Below are 20,542 nucleotides of genomic sequence, written 5' to 3'. Positions count from 1 at the left end.
ACCCCCAGGTCGACAGTGGTCGGACGGATGAATCACCGTGCGGTGTCACGCGCTCGCATCGCGCTGACCTGCGCGCGCACGCTGTCGCGGAACTCCGGGCACTCGGCGAAGGCGCCGGGGCACTCCAGCGCGTGCACGAGCACCTGCCGCGCGCGCTCGGCCTCGGCGATGCGCTCCTCCAGCTCGGTCAGCTTCGCGGCCGCCAGCTCCCGCCAGCCCGGCCCCGGCATCCCGGTGTCCCGATCGAGGCAGCCGGAGACCTCGGAAATGGTGAACCCGGCGAGTTTGCCCAGCTCAACCACTGCGAGCCTGGCCAGGATGTCCGGGTCGTACACGCGCCGGCCGGCGCCGTCCCTGGCCACCGAGGTGATCAGCCCTTCGCGCTCGTAGAAGCGCAGCGTGGAGGTCGGCAGCTTCGTCGCCGCGACGACCTCGGCGATCGTCAACACCTGGGAGCGCGTCATGGTGGCTCCTGTTCGGTCTTGCGCGCGGAGAACGCGATGGACTTGCCCTTCTCAGCCCGCGCCCGCCAGTGCCTGGCCGCGCCGAGCCCCGCTCTCGCGCACACCTCGGCGGTGTCGTGGGCCCAGGTCTCGACGTCCTTGCCGGTGACGCGGGTGATCGCCCAGTCATGGGTGTAGGCGACCAGCCTGCCGCCGGGGCGCAGCACCCGGGCGACCTCCGCGACCGATGCCGCGAGCGGCTCCCAGAACTGGATCGTGTTCACGGTGATCACTCCATCGAAGTCTGCGTCGGGGAACGGGAGCGCGTCCGCCCGCGCCTGGCGCAGCTCCATCCGGCCGTCCGCGACGGCTCGCCCATTGCGCCTGGTCGCCGAGCGCAGCATCACCTCGGATGGGTCGACCCCGGCGATGTGGCCCTCTGGCAGGCGTTCGTCGAGCAGGCGGAGGCCGACCCCGGGCCCGAAACCGACCACCAGGACGCGGTGGTGCGCTCGCGGGTCCAGTTCGGCGACGGCCTCCGCCTCGGCGGCGCGGTTGCTGCGAGCCATGATCAGAGCGGTGATCCGGCCGAGGATGCCTTCGAAGATCCGGTTCGGGTTCGCTGCCATGGCTGGACACTGTCAGTTGAACCGCACTTCACCGCAACCGCGCGACTAGCCGATGTTCTTGGAGCGGCGCGGCTCCCACTGGCCCTTGCTGGTGAAGTACGGGTAGGGGATCTTGCGGTAGGCGGTGCCACCCTGGCTGCCGGACTGGTCGTAGCCCCAGTAGTGGGTGCGGCTCGCGCTGGTCCACTTGTCGAAGAGGACCACGTGCCGGGTGCGTTTGGTGCCGTGCCAGTCCAGCAGCACGTCCCCGGCCTTGAGGTCGGCCTTGGTGATCTTGGTGGTGTAGCTCTGGGCGAGGCCGACGGTGTTGGTGCCGCCGTACTTGCCCTTCGGCAGCTTCCACGCCATGGACACGTAGCCGGAGCAGTCCTGCCGGTAGCCGTCGCGCCACTTCCGCTTCTGGCTGTAGGGCACCTTGCCGCCAGCGTTGGCGGTGAGCCACACCCTGGCGCGGCGGATGATCTCCGCCCTGGCGATCTTCTCCGCCTCGGCGCCGGGTTCGAGGGTGTCCTCGTGCGGGACTGCCTCGGGTCCCTCCGGGCCGAGCCCGCCGATGTCGCCGCTGAGGTCCTGGGCGATGCCGATGTCGCCCGCGTCGGCCAGCGCCGGTGCGGGGGTGAGCGCCAGGCACGCGACGAGCACGGCCGCGATGCTTGCAGTTCTCATGGTCCACCTCAATGAGCAGGGGTAGGTGGTCGATCGATGCGCAGCTTCGCCCAGAGCGCTTAAGCACCGCCTAAGCACCGCTTAGCAAACCTCGCCCGTAAACCGTGTAAGAGAATTGTTGACGCCGCCGCGAATTCGGGGCATAGTGGTCCACATGAAGCGCACCGACCTCCACTGTTGTTGTCCCGGCTCTCCGCCGTGACCTGAGTGTCGGTCATGCCTGGGAGCCGCCCGTCGAACATGTCGACGCAGGCGGCTCTTCTGTTTTAGCGCGTCATTTTCGGCCGAGTGCCCGAGTGGTTAGGGAGCCGCCTGCAAAGCGGTCCACGCCGGTTCGAATCCGGTCTTGGCCTCAAGTGAATTCAGAAATTGTTGTGTTTAACGCGGTTGGTACGGTTCCGGCCGTGGACATCTCTTACGTGATTCGGCAGGTCGCGTGGGCCGAACAGCCCCGGGCCCACGACGGAGCCCCGTCCGCGCTGAGCCCGGCCTGCCGGGCGCTCGCGGGGCTCGCGGTGTCGGACCGGGATGTGCTCGCCGTGCTGCCGTTGCTTGCTGATGAGAGCCCGGATGTGCGCCACCAGGCCGCCTGTGTCCTCGCGCGGCTGAGCGAGGACGAGTTGCTGCCGCACCTGCCCGCGCTGCTTCCGCTGCTCGCCGACCCTCAGCAGTTCGTGCGCGAGGTGGTCTGCCGTGTGCTCCGCCGGCTCGGTCCGCGGGCGTTGCACGTGCTGCGCGAGGTGCGTCGGTTCCCCGGGCTGTACCGCCGGTACGCGCTCACCGGGCTCGCGGAGCTCGTCGGCTGGAACGGCCTCGACGCCGCCGACCAAGCCCTGGTGCGCCGCCTGATCAGGATCAAGGCACCGCGAGAGACACCGGAGCCGTTCGAGCCGGACGGCCAGTGGTACGCCATCCCCACCAGCGACCAGGCGGCCGTGCTCGACGCGCTCGACCTGTCGGACCCGATGCCGGTGACGATGCGGCTCGGCCAGGCCGCGGTCTCCAAGGGCTACGCCATGGGCGGGGCCGCTTACATCACGCCCGTCCTCGATGGGTGGACGCTGGTGTTCATGTGGGACGTCGACCAGGAGGACCGCGTCGCCGCACTCAGCCGCCGGTTCGGCACCGCCCACGGCTACATCGACTGGGACGACTACCACGGGTCCGGGTTCGCCAGCGGGTGGTGCGTCGCCGAGCACGGCACGATCCTCCGCTGCTACTTCCACCAGGACGGCGAGCACCAGGTGGGCGATCCGCTCCCGGCCGAGCAGGGGTTCCTGCTCCCCCACCAGATCAGCGACGCGCCGGACGACGCCGAGATCTGCTACGCCCCGAAGATCGCCGCGCGTATCTCGGTCGATCCCACCGCGCTCGGCCCGAACACCCGCGTGAAAGGACGCGCTGTCATGGCTCTCACCCCGGATGGGCGGAGCGAGGGCGTCCTGCTCGGCGCGCTCCCGATCTAAGCGCGCTGTTCAGAAAATCCGTCGCGTGCGCGCCGCCGCTCGCAGAGACTCGGCGCCGTGCTGATCAGAGAAGCTGTTGACGGCGACTGGCCGTCGATCTGGCCGTTCCTGCACGAGATCGTCTCCGCTGGGGAGACCTTCAGCTGGCCGCAGGACGTCGACGAGGTCACCGCGCGGGAGATGTGGATGCCCACCGCGAAGCGCCGCACCGTCGTCGCCGTCGACCCCGACGGCACCGTCCTGGGCTCGGCCAGCATGTACGCCAACCACATGGGTCCCGCCTCGCACATCGCGAGCGCGAGCTTCATGGTCGACGCCGCGCACTCCCGCAAGGGCGTCGGGCGGGCGCTGGGCCAGGACATGATCGACTGGGCCGCCGGAGCCGGCTTCCGGGGCATCCAGTTCAACGCCGTGGTGGAGAGCAACACCAGGGCGGTCGCGCTGTGGCGATCACTCGGCTTCGAGGTGATCGGCACCGTGCCGGAGGGCTTCCGATCCTCCGCGCACGGCTACGTCGGGCTGCACATCATGTACCGGAAGCTGTGAAGCCCACGGCAGCCGGGACCTGGGCCGAGAGGTCGTGCCCCGCCTCCACCACGCTCACCGAGGCGTGCGGGAGGACCTCGCGGAAGCGCCGCGCGGTCTCCGCGGTGTCGAGCATCGAGTCCTGCTCGCCGACGATCACCGACACGGGCATGCTCAGCCGCCTCAGCTGCTCGTCGGTGAACGTCGGGATGCGCATGCGCGGCTTGAAGTGCTTGAAGATCAGCACCAGCGCGTCGACCACCTCGGGACGGACGTCCTCGCCGAGCGCGGCCTTCACCGATTTCCGCAGCCCGCGCTCACCGGCGAGGGTCATCGCGAGGAGCTTGAGCAGCAGGCCCTTCGGCCGCTTGCCCACCCCGGCGGGCGTGAGCAGGGCCAGGCGCGACACTCGCTCCGGCCGCCGCGAGGCGTAGTCGATGGCCATCCAGCCGCCGAGCGACATGCCCAGCACCGGGACCGGCGTGGTGAAGCCGAGGCCGTCGAGCACGTCGTCCAGCCACCGCGCGTACGCGTCGCTGCCCATCTCTGGCCGCTTCGGCGCGCTCAACCCCGGCTCGCCGATCATGTCGACGGCGTGAACACGGTGGTGCTCGGCCATTTCGACGGCGTTGGCCATCCAGTTCGTGGCGTTGGAACCGGAGCCGTGCAGCGCCACCAACGGCGGCGCGTCGGCCCTGCCGAAGCTGAGCACGAAGGTCTCGCCCTCGCGCGTGGGCAGCACGACGCGCTCGGCCTCGACGGGCCAGCGCTCCAGCACCGCCTCGTACATCTCGCGGACCTGCTCGCCGCCCCCGGTGCTGCGGTAGATCATCATCGGTCCCCCTCCAGGAACTCGCCGATCAGCTTGATCACGTCCGCGGTCAGGTCGGGCTCGCCGATCACCACGATCTTCAGGCTGGCCCGCTGCTCGTCGTAGATCGACTGCACGCGCAGCATCCCGCCGCCGGGGCCGCGTCCGTTGAGCGAGCCGGTGATGCCCATGCTCACCCGGCTCGCGTCGGCCTGGTTGATCGCGTCGACCTGGACCACGGCCGAGACCTCGACGGAGCGGGTGCGCCGCGCGGACTCGCTCGGCGTCGCGGGCACGGTGCCCCCGGTCAGCTCCTCCAGGTCCGAGCGGCTGATCCGGTACTGCTTGCCGATGCGCACGGCCTTCAACCGCCCGTCGCGCACGTAGTTGCGCACCGTGCGCACGTGCAGGTTGAGCCGCTCAGCGACCTGCTCAACCGAGTACAGTTCTTCCGTCATGTTCCCCAAAGTACTTCATATGGAGTCAAATAGGGAGCGATAGGGGCGTTTTAGGTAAACCAGGTGCTCGATGGCCAGGTCACGTCGCCCCAAGCCAGCCGCTCGGCCCGGCGCGGGTCCAGCTCCAACCGGGGACCGTCCTCACCGAGCACGAGCACCGGGCGCTGCTCGGCGTCGTAGGCCCGCCAGCCCGGATCGCCGTCGCGGATGAACGACACCCACGCCTGGTGCATCCGCTTGCCCAGCGCGACGCGCTCCGGCTTCGGCGAACGCGGCGCGCGCATCCCCGGCAGCGGCTCCGGGACGTCCCAGGCCATTGCCGTCTCGGTGCCGTGGGTGCCGTCCAGCTCGCGCATCAGGCCGGGCGCGGCCACGTCGACGCGGTAGCGGTGCACCGTCGCGAAGCGGGCCTGCGCGTCGGCCAGGCGCTGCGTCGGGATGCCGTAGCGCTCATCCCCCATCGCCGCGACCATCGCGGCAACGTCGCTGGTCAGGCCACGTGTGCTGCGGTAGGCCTTGAGCAGCGCCTCGTAACCGTCCACGCCCAGGATCGAGCCGATCACCGCCTCAGCGGGCGCGGTGACCTCCTCCGCGCCGTACATCGCCGCGTACATGCCGGCCTCGTTGCCGTTGTTGCCGACCAGCAGCGAGACCCCGGCCGCACTGCCCGCCGCGATCAGCTCGATCGGGACGGCCGGCAGGACCTGCGGGTGGATCGACGGGCGCCACAGCCACAGCGCCTCCATGCCGGACTGGATGCGCTCCTGCGCCGCGACGACCTCTTCGGCCGGGACCGCGCGGGCCGCTTCGGCGTCCGCGCACCCCAGCTCGTCGAGCAGGCGCCGCCCGACCGCCGCGCCGACCTCGGGCGTGGACACGTGATCACCGCCGCCGCTGCTGGAGATCGCGCGCGTGAACAGGCCCTTCGCCTCCGGGCTCGCCATCAGGTTCGCGACGCCCTTCGCCCCCGCGGAGACGCCGTAGATCGTGACCTGCTCCGGATCTCCGCCGAACGCCGCGATGTTCTCGCGCACCCACCGCAGCGCCGCGACCTGGTCGAGCAGTCCGCACACGCCCGAATCCGATTCCCCGTCCAACCGCGCGAACCCGAGCGCGCCCAGCCGGTAGTTGATCGTGACGACCACGATGCCCGCCCTGGCGAACGCGACGCCCTCGCCCATCTGGCGCGAGTTGCCCGTGCGGAACCCACCGCCGTGCAGCCACACCAGCACCGGCATGCCCTCGCCCCGCTTCGGCGCGCAAACGTTGAGGTTCAGGCAGTCCTCGCTCGCCGGGTACTTCGTCGAGCCCGGGGCGTTCGCCGGTTGCGGTGCCTGCGGTCCGAACTCCGTCGCGTCCCGCACGCCGTCCCAGTTCGGCGCCAGTCGCGGCGCACGCCACCGCAGCTCGCCGACCGGCGGGCTCGCGTAGGGAATCCCGCGCCACACAACGTGATCGTCGTGTTCCACCCCGCGCAACGCACCCTGCCGAACAGTCACCATGCCAAGGAGCGTAGGCGTGTGACGCGGATACACTCCGGCGGTGTCGAATCGGGAAGTAGCAGCTGGCGTGAGTCTCGCGCGGGTACTGGCGCACTGCGGGAACGATCTCGCGGCAGCCGTGGACTACCTAACGGGAGCGATCGCCTCAGCTCCGGACGACCCAGAGCCCTATGCCGTTCTTGCCGAGCTGTGGCGGGACAGAGTTTCAGAGGTCACCGAAGTCGTCCAGCGAGCCGTCTCCTTGCGGGAGCTGGTCGCGCAGTCCTATGTCAGCTTTCTCGAAGGCGACATGGACACCGCGGCGATGACGATCGGGACAGTCACGGGCGTGCACCCCAGCATCGCGTGGGCCGCAGCGCCCTGGTTCAACGACGAGCGCTTCCTCAGCACGGTGAGCCTTGATGCGCTGGCAGAGGGCGCCATGCGCACCATGGACCGCGGCCACGACCTCAACAGCGAAAGCATGCGAGCGCGGTTCCAGCCGTGGTTCCGCGCCATTGACGTGGTCAGTGCCCGCCGACCGCAGGCGGAGGCAATGGCCAAGATGGCGATCCTGCTGCGGGCCTGCGGCCTCACCGACGCGTCGTTCGCACTGTGCGACCAGGCGGATTCCGTTGAACGGGTCATGCTGACGGAGGTCGTCCGTGCGGGGACCTGGCGAAAGCTGGGCGACGCCGAGCAGACGACGGCAGCGTTCGAACGTGCCGTCGCCCTCGACCCGACCAACTGGTCGCTCCACCTCGACCTGGCCGACACGCACGCTGCCATGGGCGACTTCGCCGCTGCGGTCCGATCCGCCGATCAGGGCTTGGAGCACGAGCCGTCGGAGGTCACCCTGCGCGCGGCGAGGGCCGCCTACCGGACACGGCTCACCGGCTCGGCCGTCGACCTGAGCGAACTCGTCGAACTGGCACCGCTCGTGCCCAACGACACGTATCGGGACGTGCTGATCGACCACGCGTGTGCTGGCCCCGATCTGCCCGCAGAGCTCGTGGCCGCAGCTCGCGATGTCCAGGACGATTGATCTGTCCTGACCTCACATCGGTAGTAGCCATCGCTGTTCGCTGTCCGGCGCGTCGAGCCACACCTCGTGCCGACCGTCCGCCGTCACGGTGAGGCCGAACCGGTCCCAACCGGGGCGGCCCAGCGCGAGCCAGTCCTCGTGCGCGGCTTCGAACACGCTCCACACCGGAGTTGGTCCGCCCTGACGCACCTCGCGTCGCCCGTTTCCGTCGGCACGGATGCGCACCGCGCACCAGGACCCGTCGATCGCGCTGAAAGTCGCCCACTCCGGCTGTCCCTGATCGGACGCTCCGCGGTAGCCGAAGGCGAGTTCTCCCGGCAGCCGCGCGTGCGCCAGGAACCACGGCACGAGCGAGGACCAGGGCAGCGGGTCCAGTCCAGTCGTCGAACGGGTCCCGTCGGCGAGATCTCCGGCCGCACTGCGGACTTCAGGTGCCACGTCTGCGTCCCGGATCGCCATGAAGCCCGCCCAGCGGCTGGAAAATCGCCCTTCGAGGCGGTCGGCGTGCCGGGTGAGCAGCACGAGGTTCCCCGCGTGAACGCTGCGCTTGATGTCGACAAGCACCAGCCCGCCTTCACGGACCTGTTCCGCCCACGCCCAGGGGACTTTCGGGAGCGAGCACGTCGCGATGATGCGGTCGAACGGCGCGTGCTCCGGCAACCCGGTCGCGCCGTGGACCACGGACAACGACGGCACGAACCCGAGATCCGCGAGCCGAACCCGCGCCGTGGCCACCAGCTCCGCGCCGATGTCCACGGAGAACACCCGGTCCGCGCCGAGGCGGTGCGACAGCAGACCGGCGTTGTACCCCGTGCCCGTGCCCACCTCCAGCACGCGATGCCCGTCCCGAACGTCCAGTGCTTCGAGCATGCGCACCATGAGGCCTGGCTTGGTCGACGACGACACCGTGACCCGGTTCCCGTTCGCCGTGACCGCGAGGGCCGTCACCAGCGGCTCGTTGCGGTAGACGGCAGTGAGCCAGCCCTCGTCGGCGCTGGAGGTCTCCGACCAGTCGCCTTCGGGGTCTTGGGTGAAGAACCGGGGCACGAACCGGTGCCGTGGGACCGCCTCCACCGCCGCTCGCCATTCCGGCGAGCGCAGCACTCCCTCGGCCCACATCTCGTCCGCAAGCCCTCGTGCCAACGAATCCCACGTCACCGTCATGAGCGTAGAGACGTCACGGCGGCGAGCAGGGCGCAGACCAGGGGGACGACCAGTGCGGCGTGGAAGCCCACGGCGAGCACGCCGGTGACCACGGACAGGCCGAGCGCGGCGCCGAACTGGAAGGACGTGTAGAGCAGGCCGCTGGCCAGGCCGTGCTCGGACTCGGCGGCCCCGGCGGTCGCGGTGATCGTCAGCGGGCCGTAGGCGAGTGCGAAGGACACGCCCAGCAGGAGCATGGTCGGGAACATCGCGGCGAAGCCCCAGTCCGGGCTGACGGGGAGGAACAGCGCGTAGGCCAGCACGGCGAGCAGCACGCCGCTGACGATCACGCGACGGTGGCCGAAGCGGGCGACCAGGCGCGGGGTGAGGGTCGGAGCGAGCACCGCGTCCAGGCCGATGGCCAGCATCATGAAGCTGGTCTCGAGCGTGGACCAGCCGAGCGTTTCGCGGAGGTGGAGCACCGCGAGGAACTGGAAGCCGAAGAACCCGGCCGCGACGAGAAGCGTCGTGAGGTTGGCGTGCACCAGGCGCACCGAACGCAGGATTCCCAATCGCACCAAGGGTTGTGCGGCTCGCCGCTCCCACAGCACGAAGAACGCGAACAGGCCGAGCGACACGACACCGGAGACCGCGGTGGACACGAGCGAGGCGTGCGGAGCGCGCTCGATGGTGAGCACGAGCAGCACCAGAGCGGCGGTGACGCTGACCGCGCCGACGACGTCGACATCGCGCAAGGAGCGCGTGGTGCGGGGCTCGCGGGGGATCAACGGGATGGCGGCCGCGAGCAGGCAGAGGGCGAAGATCACCGGCGCCAGGAACACCCACCGCCAGTCGATCGCGGTCAGCACGCCCCCGATGACCAGGCCGAGCGAGAACCCGGCGGCGGCCGTGCCCGCGTATATCATCAGCGCCCGCTCGCGGACCGGGCCCTCCGGCAGCGTGGTCGTGATGATCGACAGCCCGGCCGGGGTCAGGAACGCCGCGGCGACACCGGTGACGAAACGCGCGGTGATCAGCGTCCAGCCGTCGCCCGCGATCGCGCCGAGCCCGGAGAACACGATGAACACGGCGAGCCAGAACAGGAACACGCGCCGTCTGCCGAACAGGTCGCCCGCGCGCCCACCGAGCAGCATGAAGCCGCCGTAGCCGAGCACGTAGGCGCTCATCACCCACTGCAACGCGCCCGTGGACAGGCCGAGGTCGGCCCGGATCGACGGCAGCGCGACGTTCATCATCGCGATGTCCACGCCCTCCAGGAAGATCGCCCCGCAGAGCACCGCCAACAGCGCGCCGTACCGCTGCCGCTCCTCGACCACTACCACTGAATCTCCTTCTGACCTGCACGGTTCCCTCTTGTAACCAAGACGAGCTTCAAGCAGACTCAGCGGTTGTGGAAGAAGGCACTTCAAAGTCAGCCAGTTACTCCGAGGGAACCGAAGACCCCTGGGACGCCTGCCAGTGGGACGTCCGCGAGGGCTGCGAGGTGCGCCAGATCCTGGACCGCATCGCCGACAAGTGGTCGCTGCTCGTGGTCGCGCTGCTGGCCAGCAGGCGGATGCGGTTCACCGAACTGCTGCGCGAGGTCGACGGCGTCAGCCAGCGGATGCTGACCGTGACGCTGCGCCAGCTCGAACGCGACGGCCTGGTCGAGCGCACCGTGTACCCGGTGGTGCCGCCGCGGGTGGAGTACGAGCTGAGCTCGCTCGGCGTGACGCTGCACTCCGCGGTGCAGTCGCTGGTGGTGTGGACCGAGACGCACCAGGTGGAGATCGCCTCGGCGCGCGCTGCCTACGACCGCGCCCAGCAGGCCCTAGAATCCGATCATGGGCGAGCTGATCCCGCTTCCGGAGCCGGTGCGCGTCGCACTCGGTGAACGGCCGCGCAGCGTCCTGATCGACTCCGCCGCGCTCGCCGAGGTGCGGGCGCGCTTCGCCGACGCCCAGGCCGAGGCGCTGGCCAAGTACCTCGAGGAGTCCCAGTCCCCCAACACTTTGCGGGCCTACCGGGCCGACTGGATCGGCTGGGCGGGCTGGTGCTCCCGCGAAGGACGGCAAGCCCTGCCAGCCGATCCGCTCGACGTCGCCGTGTACCTCGCGGCAGCCGCGGAGGCGCGCGCGGACGACGGGGTTCGCTGGGCCTTCGCACCGTCCACTTTGGAGCGCAAGGCCGCAGCCATCGCCGCTGTGCACGCCGCGAACGGACTGCCGTCGCCGACGCGCTCGGACGTGGTTCGCTTGACACTGCGCGGAATCCGGCGCAGCCGCCGGGCGCAGCCCAAGCGCAAGCGGCCGGTGCTGCTGCACACGCTCACGGAGCTGTTGGCGCAGCTTCCCGAGCGCGGGTGGCCGACCGAACCGGCTCGCCGGCGTGACGCGCTGGTGCTGCTGATCGGCTTCGCCGGGGCGCTGCGCCGCAGTGAGCTGGCAACGATTTCCCTGGACGACGTGGACGTGCAGACCGATCCAGGTACCGGCGAGCCGGTGCTGATCATCAGGCTCGCCGTGACGAAGACCGACCCGACCGGCGTGCGCCAGCAACAGGTCGTGCTGCCGCGCGGTCAACGACCGGACACGTGCCCGGTGTGCGCCTACGTCGCGTGGACGGAGCTGCTGGAGATCCCGACGCACGAAGAACTCCGGTCGCACACGTTCAAGACGACGGATGTTCACCGCTGTCACGGGTTCGAGGGCACCGCGCTCAGCGACGGGACCGGCAGGCCGCTGTTCCCCTCGGTCAGCAAGCACGGGCGGATCGCCACGACCGCTATGTCCGGGCGCGCGGTGGCCGAGCTGGTCAAGCGCTACGCGGCGAAGGCCGGGCTCGACCCGCAGCTGTTCTCCGGGCACTCGCTGCGTTCCGGCTTCGCCACGCAGGCCGCGCTCGGCGGCGCCAGTGACCGCGAGATCATGCGCCAGGGCCGCTGGGCCAACCCGCGCACGGTCCACCGCTACATCCGCATCGCCACTCCGTTGGAGGACAACGCGGTCACCAAGCTCGGGCTCTGAGCCCCTGCCTGATGGGGCGGAGATCCCCGGCGGCTGTCAGTGCTCGCACCTACGATCTGGCCCATGAGTCAGACAGTGCGCTCCGCCGATGGCACGACCATCGCCTACGACCGGTTCGGCTCCGGCCCCGCGCTGATCTACGTCGGCGGCGCGACGATGACCAGGAACTCCGATCCTGATCTGGCCGCGTTGCTCGCGGAGCGCTTCACCTTGTTCTGCTTCGACCGCAGGGGACGCGGGGGCAGCGGCGACCCGATGCCGCCCGGCGCGCCCGCGCAGAACGAGGAGCGGGCCGCGGCCAGCGAGGTCGAGGACATCGCCGCGCTCATCGCCGAAGCGGGCGGATCGGCGATGCTCTACGGCATGTCCTCCGGCGGCGCGCTGGCCTTGGAGGCGACCGCGTCCGGGCTGCCGGTGACCAGGCTCGCGATCTACGAGGCCCCGTTCGCCGAGGACAGCCCCGCGCAGCGCAAGGGCGCCGCCGAGTACGCCACGCGCCTCACCGAACTGCTCGCCGAAGGCAGGCGCGGTGACGCCGCCGCGTTGTTCATGAGCATCACCGGCATGCCGGAGGAGACGATCGCGCAGATCAGGAACATGCAGACCTGGGAGGCGATGGAGGCCGTCGCGCCCTCGCTCGCCTATGACGCGGCCGTCCTGCGCTACTACGCCCGCGGCGGCACCGTCCCCGTCGAATCCCTCGCAGCCGTCACCGTTCCCACGCTCGCGCTCAGCGGCGGTGACAGCCCCGCGTTCTTCGGCTCAGCCGCGCAGAAGATCGCTGACGGCGTGCTCAACGGCGAACACCGCGTCCTGCCCGGCCAAACGCACTACGTCGACCCCCACGTGCTCTCCGCCGCACTGATCGACTTCCTCACTTAGAGGAGCGACCGCAGGACGGGCTCGGCGTGCGTCCAGAGGATCGCTCCGCCCGCACCGTCCACAAGGGAACGAGTGGCGTTGGGCAGGCGTGCGGCGAGTGATTCGCCGAAGTCCGGGGAGTGCACGGGGCTGGCGTCCTCGACGCCGAACCACAAAGCGACCGGGACGGTGATCGCGGCGAGGTCGAAGGGCCACGGGCGCATGGCCAGCACGGTGTCGCGCGCATAACCGGCGGGGCCCTGAGCGAAGCACTCGGCCATCGCGGTGCGGTAGGCGTGCGCGAAGTTCGGTCCTGTGTAGACGGAGCGGTCATGAACACCGCTCATGGTGATCACCATGTCCCACATGGCATCCGCGCTCATCCCGGAGAACAGCTGCTCCGCGGCGACCGGATCGTGGCAGGCGAGGTCGACCATGCGCCGCACGTCGGGCACGAGGCGGTCGGCGAACACCGGGTTGGCCAGCTCATCGCCCGCGGACACCAGGGCGACCGCGTCGACGAGCCCGGCCGCCGCGCACGCCAGCGCGAAGGGCGCTCCCTGGGAGAAGCCGACGACGGCGGGAGCGCCGAGCGAGCGGTCCTTGAGGAAACAGGCGATGTCGGAGGCCCAGTCCGCAAGTGAGCGTCCGGGCTGCGGGTCGGAGGCGCCGAGCCCGGGCCGGTCGACGGAGATCAACCGCACGGTCAGCCCGGCCAGCAGGTCCGTGCCGAAGCCGAGCCGCCGACTCGTCGCGGCACCCGGGCAGAGCAGCACCGGGCGGCCGTCCGAAGGTCCCCACTCCGCCCAGCCCAGTGCCCTGCCGTCGGACAACCGCGTCCGTCCGAGGCGCGAGGGCTCCGCGACACCGTTCTCCATGCGGACCATCCTGCCGTCCGCCGCAACGCGAAATCAGGGGCGGACAGCGAGCGACCAGAGGTAGCTCAGCGGTTCACCGGCAGGCTCGTCACGGGCCTCGAACTCGGCGAGCAGATCGGCGAGGCGCTTGCGCAGCTCGTCCTGCGACTCATCGGACAAGCGCAGCACGCCGCGCGCGACGTCGCGGCCCGCGTCGGGTCCGGCCTGGGCGAGTTCGGCGCGGTGGGCGGAGAGCAGCGCGAGGTCCATCTGCTGCACCAGCTCGGCGGCGTCGAGGTCGAGCGCGGCGAGGCCCCGCGTGCGCCTGGTCGCGCGGTACGGCCGTTCCACGGAGCCGCGCGCGCCGGTGCGGACCTCGGCCGCCTCCAGGAACTCGGTGTTCACCAGGGCGCGGACGTGCCGGAGCGTGGTCGCGGGCGACATCTCCAGCCGCTGCGCGATCTGCTGGTTGGTCAGCGCCTGGTCCAGGCACAGCCGGAGGATGCGCCAGCGCAGCGGGTGGCCGAGCGCCTTGAGCTCCGCCACCGTCGCGCTCCGCGTCGGTCGTGACATTCACGCAGGTTAACCGACATCCGCTTGTCCGATCAGCCTCGTCCGTGCTACCGATTTCATAAAGTGCAATCACTTGGGGGTGCCGTGGACGCGCTGATCGACCAGGTCCGGCTGTGGGTGGCGGACCGCTCGGAGAGCTTGATCACCGAGCTGGGCGCGTGGGTCGCGCAGCCCAGCGTCAGCCGAACCGGTGACGGCATGCCGGAGGCGCTGCTGCACGGGCTGGACCTGCTGCGCTCCAGCGGCCTCGACGCCGAGGTGGTGCCGACCGACGGCCAGCCCGCGCTGATCGGCAGGGCCGACGGCCCGCCGGGAGCGCCGCACGTGCTGATCTACGGCCACTACGACGTCCAGCCCGCCGGGCCGCTCGAAGAATGGATCTCACCGCCGTTCGACCCCGAGGTGCGTGACGGCCGCATGTACGGGCGCGGCACCGGCGACAACAAGGGCCAGCACCTGGCGCAGCTACTGGGTCTGCGGGCGCTGCGAGAACTGACCGGCGGACTGCCGTGCCGCGTCACGGTGCTGCTCGACGGCGAGGAGGAGGTCGGCAGCCCCAACCTCGCGCAGGTCGTCCGCGAGCGCTTCACCGACGACCGCCCTGACCTGGTGTTGTGGAGCGACGGCCCGGTGCACGAGTCCGGCCGCGCGTGCGTGGTGCTGGGCGTGCGCGGCATCGTCACCTTCGAGCTGCGGGCGACCGGGCCCCGCGCGCCGCTGCACTCCGGGAACTGGGGCGGAGTCGCGCTCAACCCCGCGTGGCAGCTCGTGCAGCTGCTCGCCACGATGCGCGACCCCGACGGAAACGTGCTGGTCAAGGGCTGCGCGGACGATGTGGCTCCGCTGTCGGCGGAGGAGCGCGCCGCGCTGGACGCCTTGCCGCTGGACCTGCCCGAAGTGCTCGCGGAGATCGGGACGACGCGCCTGGAGCCCTCGTCGCTGGACGGCTACTACGAGCGGCTGACCGCGCCGACCTTCACGATCAACTCGCTGACCTGCGAGGACGGCGACGAGCACCGGACGGTGATCCCGAGCGTGGCGATCGCCCGCTGCGACATGCGCCTGGTCGGCGGGCAGCAGGTGGAGGGGGTCGTCGAGGCGCTGCGCAGGCACGTCGCCGAGCGAGCGCCCGACATCGAACTCGTCGTGGGCGGCTCCATGCCGCCATCTCGCACGCTGCCCGAGACGCCGTACACGCGCGCGATCCTCGCGGGGACCGAACTCGGCCTCAGCGAGCCGCCACTGCTCGTGCCCGCGCTCGGCGGCAGCCTGCCGATCGCCGCGTTCACCGACGTCCTCGACGTGCCCTGCTACGGCGTTCCGTTCGCCAACGCCGACGAACGCAACCACGCGCCCAACGAGAACATGGAGATCGACCGCTTCCTCAACGGCATCGTCGCCGCGGCGGCGATCCAGCACACCCTGGGCGGCCCGCGATGATCTACGACGACCTCAGCGGCTTCGCCCCGAGCCCGGACGGCACGCTGCTGGCCCACATCTCGGACGCGAACGGATCACCACAGCCGTGGTTGACACCCCTCACCAGCACCGAGCCGCCACGGCTGCTCGACGTGGACGGCACGGTCACCCGGCTGGCGTGGCGGCCGGACGGGAGCAGGCTGCTCGTCCAGGTCGACGCGGACGGCGCGGAGAACTACCGGCTCGCCGAGATCGACGTCGCCACCGGCACGATCGACTGGCTGACCAGCGAGAACACCCGCGCGGAGATCGGCGTGCCCTACGCCAGCTCCGGCAACCCGTACAGCCCGGACGGCCGCCTGTTGGCGTTCTCGACCAGCGAAAGGGACGAGAGCGTCTTCGACGTGTTCGTCCGCGACCTCACCACGGGCGCGGTGACCACCGTGCTTCAAGCGGGGGTCGAGGTCAGCGAAGACCGCTATTTGCCGATGTTCTTCTCCCCCGACTCGCGGCGGCTGCTGGTGCTGCGGATGCACCAGGGCACCGAGCACGATCTGTTCGCCTGCGACGTCGCCACCGGCGCGATCGAGCACCTCACCCCGCACGACGGTCCGGCGAAGTTCCTGCCCGCCGGGTGGTCGGAAGATGGGATCTACGTCTGCACCACCCTCGGCCGCGACCACACCGGGCTCGCGCTGCTCATGCCGGACGGTTCGCTGGACTGGGTGGCCACGCCGGAGCACGACATCGACAGCGCAGTGCTCTCGCCCGACGGTTCGCGGCTGGTGTGGGGCGTGAACGTGGCGACCTACTCCCGGCTGGAATGGCTCGACCTGCGCACCGGCGAGCGCGGCACCGTCGACAGGCTCCCCCGCTGCGTCGCGATGCAGGAGTTCGGTTACGACGGGCAGACCGTGCACGTGCGCGGTGACGAGCTGTTCACGCTGATCAGCAGGCCGACCGCGGCGAAGGACGTGTGGACGGCCAACCTCGTGACCGGCAGCACCCGCCAGCTCACCGATTCCGGCCCTGACCTGCCCAAGGACCTGATCGAGCCCGAGATCGTGCGCTTCCCGAGCGCGGACGGCCGCACCGTGCACGGCCTGCTCTACCGCCCGCGCGGAGTCGCCTCGGCCGGGGTCGTCGTCGACGTCCACGGCGGGCCGGAGTACCAGACGCGGCCCTGGTTCTGGCCGGTGACGCAGATGCTGCTCGCGCGCGGGATCGGCGTGCTCGCGACGAACATCCGCGGCTCCTCCGGCTACGGGCTGAGCTATCAGCGCCTGATCTACCGGGACTGGGGCGGCGGCGACCTGGACGACCTCGCGGGTGCTGCCGCGTACCTCAACGGGCTGAGCTGGGTGGACGGTTCACGGCTCGGGGTGCTCGGCGCGTCCTACGGCGGCTTCGCGACGCTCAGCTGCGTCTCCAGGCTGCCGCAGCTGTGGCGCGCGGGCGTATCGATCTGCGGGGTATCCGACCTGGTCAGCGACGTGCGCTCGTTCCCGCCTACGTGGCGGCGCCGCGCGAAGGACTGGCTCGGCGATCCCGACGACCCCGCCGACTTCGCCCGGCTGAAGGAGGCCAGCCCGTACGTGCACGCCCATCGCGTGCGGGCGCCGCTGCTGCTGGTGCACGGGATCAACGACACGCGCGTGTCCATCGAGGAGTCCGACCGCATGGCCGCGCGCATGGTCGAACTAGACCTGCCGGTGAAGCTCGTGCGCATCGACGGCGAGGGGCACGTGGTGGCCGACCGCGAGACCAAGCAGAGCGAGGAGCAGCTCGTCGTCGACTGGTTCGCCCAGCACCTCGCGCCTTGACCTCAAGCATTGTGGAGGTTCTACGGTTCGATCATGAGCGTGCAGCTGAACCACACCATCGTCCACTCGACCGACCGCGCGGCCACCGCGGAGTTCCTGACCTCGGTGCTCGGGCTGCCGGAGGCGGTGCCGTTCGGGCCGTTCCTGGTGGTCGAGACCGCGAACGGGGTCTCGCTCGACGTCATCCACGACTCCGGCGAGTTCACCAGGCAGCACTACGCGTTCCTGGTCAGCGAGGAGGAGTTCGACGTCATCTTCGGGCGCCTGCGCGAGCGCGGAGTGGCCCACTGGGCCGAGCCGGGGCACCGGGGAGCGGGCCGGATCAACACCAACGACGGCGGCCGGGGCGTCTACTTCGACGACCCCGACGGCCACAACCTGGAGATCCTCACCCGCCCCTACGGCTCCGGCGAATGAGTGACCCAGGTCACATCGAGTGTCGGGAACACGGGGGCGGGTCCATGAGTTGATCGACTTGGGGCGGTGCGGATTTGTGTCCCCCGGGCCTACAACGGGCCATCGCGGAATACCGTTCGGCTGGAGCCGCGTTTGTGCCACCCGCCGTGAGGCGACCACCGCACCGTCCCCCTTCTGCCCCCTTCTCCGGGGCCCGGAGCCCTTGAGGAATGCTGTGCGGGTCACCCACCGACCCGCACACGACGAGGACCACTCCCACCCCATGCGCGACGACATGCGTCCCCACTACCCCGAGCTCGTCGAAGCGGGCGACCTCAGCACGGCCCTGCTGCGGCAGTCCACCGAGGACGGCGCCGCGCTCGTGTTCGAGTCCGACCAGCACCCGCACTCCGCCCGCGTGCTCAGCGCACGCGGTGTCGTCGAGGTCGACCTCGCGCGCCGGGAGCGCTCCTTCCAGCTCAGCCTGTGGAGTCGCGGCGTGAACCTCGCCCGTGGCGACACCGCCGACATCACCGAGGTCGTCGGCATCTGCCGCGCGTGGGAGGCCGGGGCGCGCCTCGCCGACCTCCGCGCGGGCTGGCCGCTGCTGTCCTACACCGAGCTGGCCGAGGCCCACGAGCGCGGCGACGCCGTCGAGGTGAAGTGGCGGATGCTGCTGGAGGACGGCGACCCCCACCTCCGCCCGCTCATCGAGGCCGCGCTCACCGAGCCGCGGCTGCGCGAGCTGTTCCCCTTCACCAGCCGCCGCGCGCTGCTGTTCAGCCGCTGCACCGGCTACCCGTACCTCAGCGTGCCGCCCGTCGTGCTCCCCCTCGGCGCCGGCCGCTACCGCGTCGTCGGCCCCGATGACACCGTGCTCGGCGAGGACGACGCCGCCGGAGCCGTGGCGGTCACCGTCGCCGCCCTGCCCGCCGACTGCGGTCCCGCCGTGCCCGGCACCGCCGAGGACCTTCGCTAGGGCCTGTCCCGCAAGTCGCGGGGTTCGCCCGTCTTCAAGCACCCCAACCCCCGCCCCGATGATCAACAGGGGGTTGGGGGGCCTTGAAGACACACCAACTTCCGCGCGGCACTGGACCTAGGGCCTCAGGTCCGTCGCCGCCCGGAACGAGCCGTCCATGTAGAACGGCGTCGAGGTGTGCTCGTGCGTGATCTTCCAGTCGCCGTCGACCCTGCGCAGGCCCACCGTCGCCCGGAACCACATCTCGAAGCCCTCCGGCGCGCCGTGCGGGGTTGCGGCGAGCCGGTTCAGGCTGTGGCAGAAGGCCACGTCGGCGCCCTCGGTCACCACCAGTTCGGTCACGTCGTAGCCCACCGGCCCCACGAACTTCGAGAACCACGCCCGAATCCCGCTCGGATCGGTGACCTCCGCGCCCGTCGTCCCCAACGGCGGCGCCAGGTCGAACATCACCACGTCCGGCGCGTACGCGGCCACGACGCGCTCCGCGTCCTTGTCCCGCATCGCGGCGGCCCGGTCGGCGATGATCTGCTCGATGACTGTCATGGGGTCCTCCTAGTGTGGCTTCGTCCGTCCTTGCGCAGGGGACGTCGAAGCCGAACTCCCCCGCTCGACATGCTCGCCGAAGAAATGTTCAGGAGATCTCCGTGAAGTACGTGATCTTGATCCAGAGCAACGCCGCGTCCCTCGCGAGGTGGGAACTGCTCACCGACCAGCAGCGCTCCGACTTCGGCCACGGCCACATGAACCTCTCCGAGGAGCTGAGGAAGTCCGGCCACCTCGTCTCCTCCGAGGGCCTCGGCGATCCCCAGCTCAGCAAGCAGGTGTCCCTCCGCGACGGCAAACCCCTCGTCACCGACGGTCCCTACGCCGAGGCCAAGGAACACCTCGCCGGTTTCTACGTCGTCGAGTGCGCTTCCTTCGACGAGGCCGTCGCGATCGCCGCGCGCATGCCCGATGTGCTCATCGGCGGCTCGGTGGAGGTCCGGCCCGTGTTCGACCCCGCCGTTCTCGACTGATCAGAACGGCGCCGGTTCGGCGATCGGCTCCAGTTCCGTTTCGTGCACCCTGCCGCTCGGCGTGATCCACACATGACTGCCGTCCTCACGGTTCTCACACCGCCAGTTGGAGTGGGTCTTCATGTTGTGGTGATGCGGCACTTCGGCCGGAGGTTCTTGATCGTCGTGTTGGTGCCGTCGTACGGGCGGCAGTGGTCAACGTCGCAGCGCTGCGCGGGTTGCTGACACCCGATCGCGGTGCAGCGGGGATACCTGGCGTTGATCAACTCCCGCTGTTTCGCTGTTGGGCGGTAGGTATCGCTGACTTCCTCCGCCATCCCGGTGACCGGGTCGGTCAAGATCCGCTTCCAGATGCCGCCCGCTGCGATGTCCTGTGCCACATGCGTGGGGATGGGCCCGTAACCGGCCAGCATCCCCGGGTCGTCGGTGAGGCCGAGCAGGGCGGTGATGGGCATCGTGAGGTAGACCATCGCCTGTCCCTGCGGGGCCGGGGTGTCCAGGCCGAGCAACAGGTCCCGTGCGACGTCGGCGCGCTTCTGGTCCAGGGTGCGGTCGTCTTTGGGCAGGGACTTCGCGATGCGGTCGATGTGGTCGTAGGCCATCGCGGTGTCGTAGGCAGTCATGCCCAAGCGGAGTTCGGCCATGCCGTCGTCGAGGTTGGTCTTCCACACCAACCTCTCCTTGCGCTTCTCCTCATGACGGCGCTCAGCCGCCTTGGGGTCGAGCTTGTGGATCAGCGTCTGGGCACGGCGGCGGACCGAGGTGTAGGTACGGATGGGGGCGTAGGCCAACAGATCCGCCTCGGCGATCGAGGCTTGCGGCTCCTTCAGGATGCTGACTTGGTCGACGATGAGGCGGGCTTTTCCCTCATCGATCAACCCCGCCGACAGAGCCGCCAACACCAACGGGCGCTCGGTCAGCTCGG

General features: G+C 70.3%; 24 protein-coding genes and 1 tRNA gene. 12 read left to right on the top strand and 13 right to left on the bottom strand.

Annotated features, from left to right (window positions below; all coding sequences use genetic code 11):
* Positions 1–32: 32 nt before the first annotated feature.
* From CCN37_RS24225 to CCN37_RS24215, 3 genes are read right to left on the bottom strand one after another with little or no spacing between them, the layout of a single operon-like run.
* A complete protein-coding gene (locus tag CCN37_RS24225; RefSeq protein WP_086824991.1) occupies positions 33–464 on the bottom strand; it encodes a MerR family transcriptional regulator in 432 nt (143 codons plus the stop codon).
* The gene (locus CCN37_RS24220) at positions 461–1,072 is read right to left on the bottom strand and encodes a class I SAM-dependent methyltransferase (RefSeq protein WP_086824989.1); all 612 of its coding nucleotides are present in this window, start codon (positions 1,070–1,072) and stop codon (positions 461–463) included. Before CCN37_RS24220 ends, CCN37_RS24225 begins: the two co-directional genes overlap by 4 nt.
* 45 nt (positions 1,073–1,117) lie before the next feature.
* Positions 1,118–1,738: an NlpC/P60 family protein gene (locus CCN37_RS24215; RefSeq protein ID WP_143261780.1), complete on the bottom strand. Its 621-nt coding sequence runs from the start codon at positions 1,736–1,738 to the stop codon at positions 1,118–1,120.
* A gap of 282 nt (positions 1,739–2,020) precedes the next feature.
* On the opposite strand from CCN37_RS24215, the gene CCN37_RS24210 reads away from it, so the two are divergent.
* The 3 genes from CCN37_RS24210 to CCN37_RS24200 all read left to right on the top strand — a co-directional run bounded on the left by CCN37_RS24210 (position 2,021) and on the right by CCN37_RS24200 (position 3,750).
* Positions 2,021–2,091: transfer RNA gene (locus CCN37_RS24210), tRNA-Cys, on the top strand.
* Positions 2,092–2,142: 51 nt separating this feature from the next.
* Entirely contained in the window at positions 2,143–3,204 is a 1,062-nt protein-coding gene (locus tag CCN37_RS24205; RefSeq protein WP_168200830.1) for a HEAT repeat domain-containing protein, read from the top strand.
* A 57-nt stretch (positions 3,205–3,261) separates the two neighbouring features.
* Entirely contained in the window at positions 3,262–3,750 is a 489-nt protein-coding gene (locus CCN37_RS24200; protein ID WP_086824983.1) for a GNAT family N-acetyltransferase, read from the top strand.
* On the opposite strand, the gene CCN37_RS24195 is transcribed toward CCN37_RS24200, so the two are convergent.
* From CCN37_RS24195 to CCN37_RS24185, 3 genes are read right to left on the bottom strand one after another with little or no spacing between them, the layout of a single operon-like run.
* On the bottom strand, positions 3,731–4,564 hold the full coding sequence (locus CCN37_RS24195; protein ID WP_086824981.1) for an alpha/beta fold hydrolase: 834 nt from the start codon (positions 4,562–4,564) through the stop codon (positions 3,731–3,733). The genes CCN37_RS24200 and CCN37_RS24195 overlap by 20 nt on opposite strands.
* Positions 4,561–4,998: a helix-turn-helix domain-containing protein gene (locus tag CCN37_RS24190; RefSeq protein WP_086824979.1), complete on the bottom strand. Its 438-nt coding sequence runs from the start codon at positions 4,996–4,998 to the stop codon at positions 4,561–4,563. The genes CCN37_RS24195 and CCN37_RS24190 overlap by 4 nt, the downstream gene beginning before the upstream one ends.
* A 50-nt stretch (positions 4,999–5,048) precedes the next feature.
* Positions 5,049–6,500, bottom strand: coding sequence for a carboxylesterase/lipase family protein (locus tag CCN37_RS24185; protein ID WP_086824977.1), 1,452 nt, complete (start codon positions 6,498–6,500; stop codon positions 5,049–5,051).
* Positions 6,501–6,741: 241 nt separating this feature from the next.
* Between CCN37_RS24185 and CCN37_RS24180 the strand changes: the two genes are divergently transcribed.
* Complete coding sequence (locus tag CCN37_RS24180; RefSeq protein ID WP_210408178.1) at positions 6,742–7,524, top strand: tetratricopeptide repeat protein; 783 nt, start codon at positions 6,742–6,744, stop codon at positions 7,522–7,524.
* 12 nt (positions 7,525–7,536) lie between these two features.
* Here CCN37_RS24180 and CCN37_RS24175 read toward each other — a convergent pair whose 3' ends face one another.
* Together CCN37_RS24175 and CCN37_RS24170 are read right to left on the bottom strand one after the other, a co-directional pair.
* Entirely contained in the window at positions 7,537–8,688 is a 1,152-nt protein-coding gene (locus CCN37_RS24175) for a methyltransferase domain-containing protein (RefSeq protein ID WP_086824973.1), read from the bottom strand.
* Complete coding sequence (locus CCN37_RS24170; protein WP_246843264.1) at positions 8,685–10,010, bottom strand: MFS transporter; 1,326 nt, start codon at positions 10,008–10,010, stop codon at positions 8,685–8,687. The genes CCN37_RS24175 and CCN37_RS24170 overlap by 4 nt, the downstream gene beginning before the upstream one ends.
* Before the next feature lie 161 nt (positions 10,011–10,171).
* Here CCN37_RS24170 and CCN37_RS24165 point away from each other — a divergent pair, with 161 nt between their 5' ends.
* The 3 genes from CCN37_RS24165 (at position 10,172) to CCN37_RS24155 (ending at position 12,575) form a co-directional block, all read left to right on the top strand.
* Positions 10,172–10,561: a winged helix-turn-helix transcriptional regulator gene (locus CCN37_RS24165; protein WP_371504875.1), complete on the top strand. Its 390-nt coding sequence runs from the start codon at positions 10,172–10,174 to the stop codon at positions 10,559–10,561.
* Positions 10,512–11,693 carry a site-specific integrase gene (locus CCN37_RS24160; RefSeq protein WP_086824969.1) on the top strand — a complete coding sequence of 394 codons (1,182 nt, stop codon included), beginning with the start codon at positions 10,512–10,514 and terminating at the stop codon, positions 11,691–11,693. Before CCN37_RS24165 ends, CCN37_RS24160 begins: the two co-directional genes overlap by 50 nt.
* Positions 11,694–11,756: 63 nt before the next feature.
* A complete protein-coding gene (locus tag CCN37_RS24155) occupies positions 11,757–12,575 on the top strand; it encodes an alpha/beta fold hydrolase (RefSeq protein WP_086824967.1) in 819 nt (272 codons plus the stop codon).
* On the opposite strand, the gene CCN37_RS24150 is transcribed toward CCN37_RS24155, so the two are convergent.
* Positions 12,572–13,432, bottom strand: a complete 861-nt coding sequence (locus CCN37_RS24150) for an alpha/beta fold hydrolase (protein WP_086824965.1) — start codon at positions 13,430–13,432, stop codon at positions 12,572–12,574. The two genes, CCN37_RS24155 and CCN37_RS24150, sit on opposite strands and share 4 nt — an antisense overlap.
* A gap of 33 nt (positions 13,433–13,465) precedes the next feature.
* Positions 13,466–13,984 (bottom strand): winged helix-turn-helix domain-containing protein, encoded by a 519-nt coding sequence (locus tag CCN37_RS24145; protein ID WP_086824963.1) that lies wholly within the window; start codon positions 13,982–13,984, stop codon positions 13,466–13,468.
* An 84-nt stretch (positions 13,985–14,068) separates the two neighbouring features.
* Here CCN37_RS24145 and CCN37_RS24140 point away from each other — a divergent pair, with 84 nt between their 5' ends.
* From CCN37_RS24140 to CCN37_RS24125, 4 genes are all read left to right on the top strand, one after another.
* On the top strand, positions 14,069–15,424 hold the full coding sequence (locus tag CCN37_RS24140) for a M20/M25/M40 family metallo-hydrolase (RefSeq protein ID WP_086824961.1): 1,356 nt from the start codon (positions 14,069–14,071) through the stop codon (positions 15,422–15,424).
* A complete protein-coding gene (locus tag CCN37_RS24135; protein ID WP_086824959.1) occupies positions 15,421–17,226 on the top strand; it encodes a S9 family peptidase in 1,806 nt (601 codons plus the stop codon). The genes CCN37_RS24140 and CCN37_RS24135 overlap by 4 nt, the downstream gene beginning before the upstream one ends.
* A gap of 33 nt (positions 17,227–17,259) precedes the next feature.
* The gene (locus tag CCN37_RS24130; RefSeq protein ID WP_086824957.1) at positions 17,260–17,643 is read left to right on the top strand and encodes a VOC family protein; all 384 of its coding nucleotides are present in this window, start codon (positions 17,260–17,262) and stop codon (positions 17,641–17,643) included.
* 262 nt (positions 17,644–17,905) lie between these two features.
* Complete coding sequence (locus tag CCN37_RS24125; protein WP_143261779.1) at positions 17,906–18,601, top strand: DUF6193 family natural product biosynthesis protein; 696 nt, start codon at positions 17,906–17,908, stop codon at positions 18,599–18,601.
* Between the two features lie 117 nt (positions 18,602–18,718).
* Here the strand turns inward: CCN37_RS24125 and CCN37_RS24120 are convergent, their stop codons facing one another.
* A complete protein-coding gene (locus CCN37_RS24120; protein ID WP_086824952.1) occupies positions 18,719–19,144 on the bottom strand; it encodes a nuclear transport factor 2 family protein in 426 nt (141 codons plus the stop codon).
* Between the two features lie 101 nt (positions 19,145–19,245).
* Here CCN37_RS24120 and CCN37_RS24115 point away from each other — a divergent pair, with 101 nt between their 5' ends.
* Positions 19,246–19,617, top strand: a complete 372-nt coding sequence (locus tag CCN37_RS24115) for a YciI family protein (RefSeq protein WP_086824950.1) — start codon at positions 19,246–19,248, stop codon at positions 19,615–19,617.
* On the opposite strand, the gene CCN37_RS42075 is transcribed toward CCN37_RS24115, so the two are convergent.
* Together CCN37_RS42075 and CCN37_RS24110 are read right to left on the bottom strand one after the other, a co-directional pair.
* Complete coding sequence (locus CCN37_RS42075; protein WP_256388079.1) at positions 19,618–19,740, bottom strand: hypothetical protein; 123 nt, start codon at positions 19,738–19,740, stop codon at positions 19,618–19,620.
* A partial coding sequence (locus CCN37_RS24110) for an HNH endonuclease signature motif containing protein (RefSeq protein ID WP_143261778.1) occupies positions 19,737–20,542 on the bottom strand: 806 nt, incomplete at its 5' end. The genes CCN37_RS42075 and CCN37_RS24110, both read right to left, overlap by 4 nt.

The organism is Allokutzneria sp. NRRL B-24872 (genome assembly GCF_002155965.1).
GTDB lineage: Bacteria > Actinomycetota > Actinomycetes > Mycobacteriales > Pseudonocardiaceae > Allokutzneria.
This window is presented reverse-complemented; position numbering and strand designations above follow the sequence as displayed.

Bases quoted from the DNA above. Each gene is read 5' to 3' on its own strand.
- CCN37_RS24225 (WP_086824991.1), bottom strand. From the start codon at position 464: ATGACGCGCTCCCAGGTGTTGACGATCGCCGAGGTCGTCGCGGCGACG.
- CCN37_RS24220 (WP_086824989.1), bottom strand. From the start codon at position 1,072: ATGGCAGCGAACCCGAACCGGATCTTCGAAGGCATCCTCGGCCGGATC.
- CCN37_RS24215 (WP_143261780.1), bottom strand. From the start codon at position 1,738: ATGAGAACTGCAAGCATCGCGGCCGTGCTCGTCGCGTGCCTGGCGCTC.
- CCN37_RS24195 (WP_086824981.1), bottom strand. From the start codon at position 4,564: ATGATGATCTACCGCAGCACCGGGGGCGGCGAGCAGGTCCGCGAGATG.
- CCN37_RS24190 (WP_086824979.1), bottom strand. From the start codon at position 4,998: ATGACGGAAGAACTGTACTCGGTTGAGCAGGTCGCTGAGCGGCTCAAC.
- CCN37_RS24185 (WP_086824977.1), bottom strand. From the start codon at position 6,500: ATGGTGACTGTTCGGCAGGGTGCGTTGCGCGGGGTGGAACACGACGAT.
- CCN37_RS24175 (WP_086824973.1), bottom strand. From the start codon at position 8,688: ATGACGGTGACGTGGGATTCGTTGGCACGAGGGCTTGCGGACGAGATG.
- CCN37_RS24160 (WP_086824969.1), top strand. From the start codon at position 10,512: ATGGGCGAGCTGATCCCGCTTCCGGAGCCGGTGCGCGTCGCACTCGGT.
- CCN37_RS24155 (WP_086824967.1), top strand. From the start codon at position 11,757: ATGAGTCAGACAGTGCGCTCCGCCGATGGCACGACCATCGCCTACGAC.
- CCN37_RS24150 (WP_086824965.1), bottom strand. From the start codon at position 13,432: ATGGAGAACGGTGTCGCGGAGCCCTCGCGCCTCGGACGGACGCGGTTG.
- CCN37_RS24145 (WP_086824963.1), bottom strand. From the start codon at position 13,984: ATGTCACGACCGACGCGGAGCGCGACGGTGGCGGAGCTCAAGGCGCTC.
- CCN37_RS24135 (WP_086824959.1), top strand. From the start codon at position 15,421: ATGATCTACGACGACCTCAGCGGCTTCGCCCCGAGCCCGGACGGCACG.
- CCN37_RS24130 (WP_086824957.1), top strand. From the start codon at position 17,260: ATGAGCGTGCAGCTGAACCACACCATCGTCCACTCGACCGACCGCGCG.
- CCN37_RS24125 (WP_143261779.1), top strand. From the start codon at position 17,906: ATGCGCGACGACATGCGTCCCCACTACCCCGAGCTCGTCGAAGCGGGC.
- CCN37_RS24120 (WP_086824952.1), bottom strand. From the start codon at position 19,144: ATGACAGTCATCGAGCAGATCATCGCCGACCGGGCCGCCGCGATGCGG.
- CCN37_RS42075 (WP_256388079.1), bottom strand. From the start codon at position 19,740: ATGAAGACCCACTCCAACTGGCGGTGTGAGAACCGTGAGGACGGCAGT.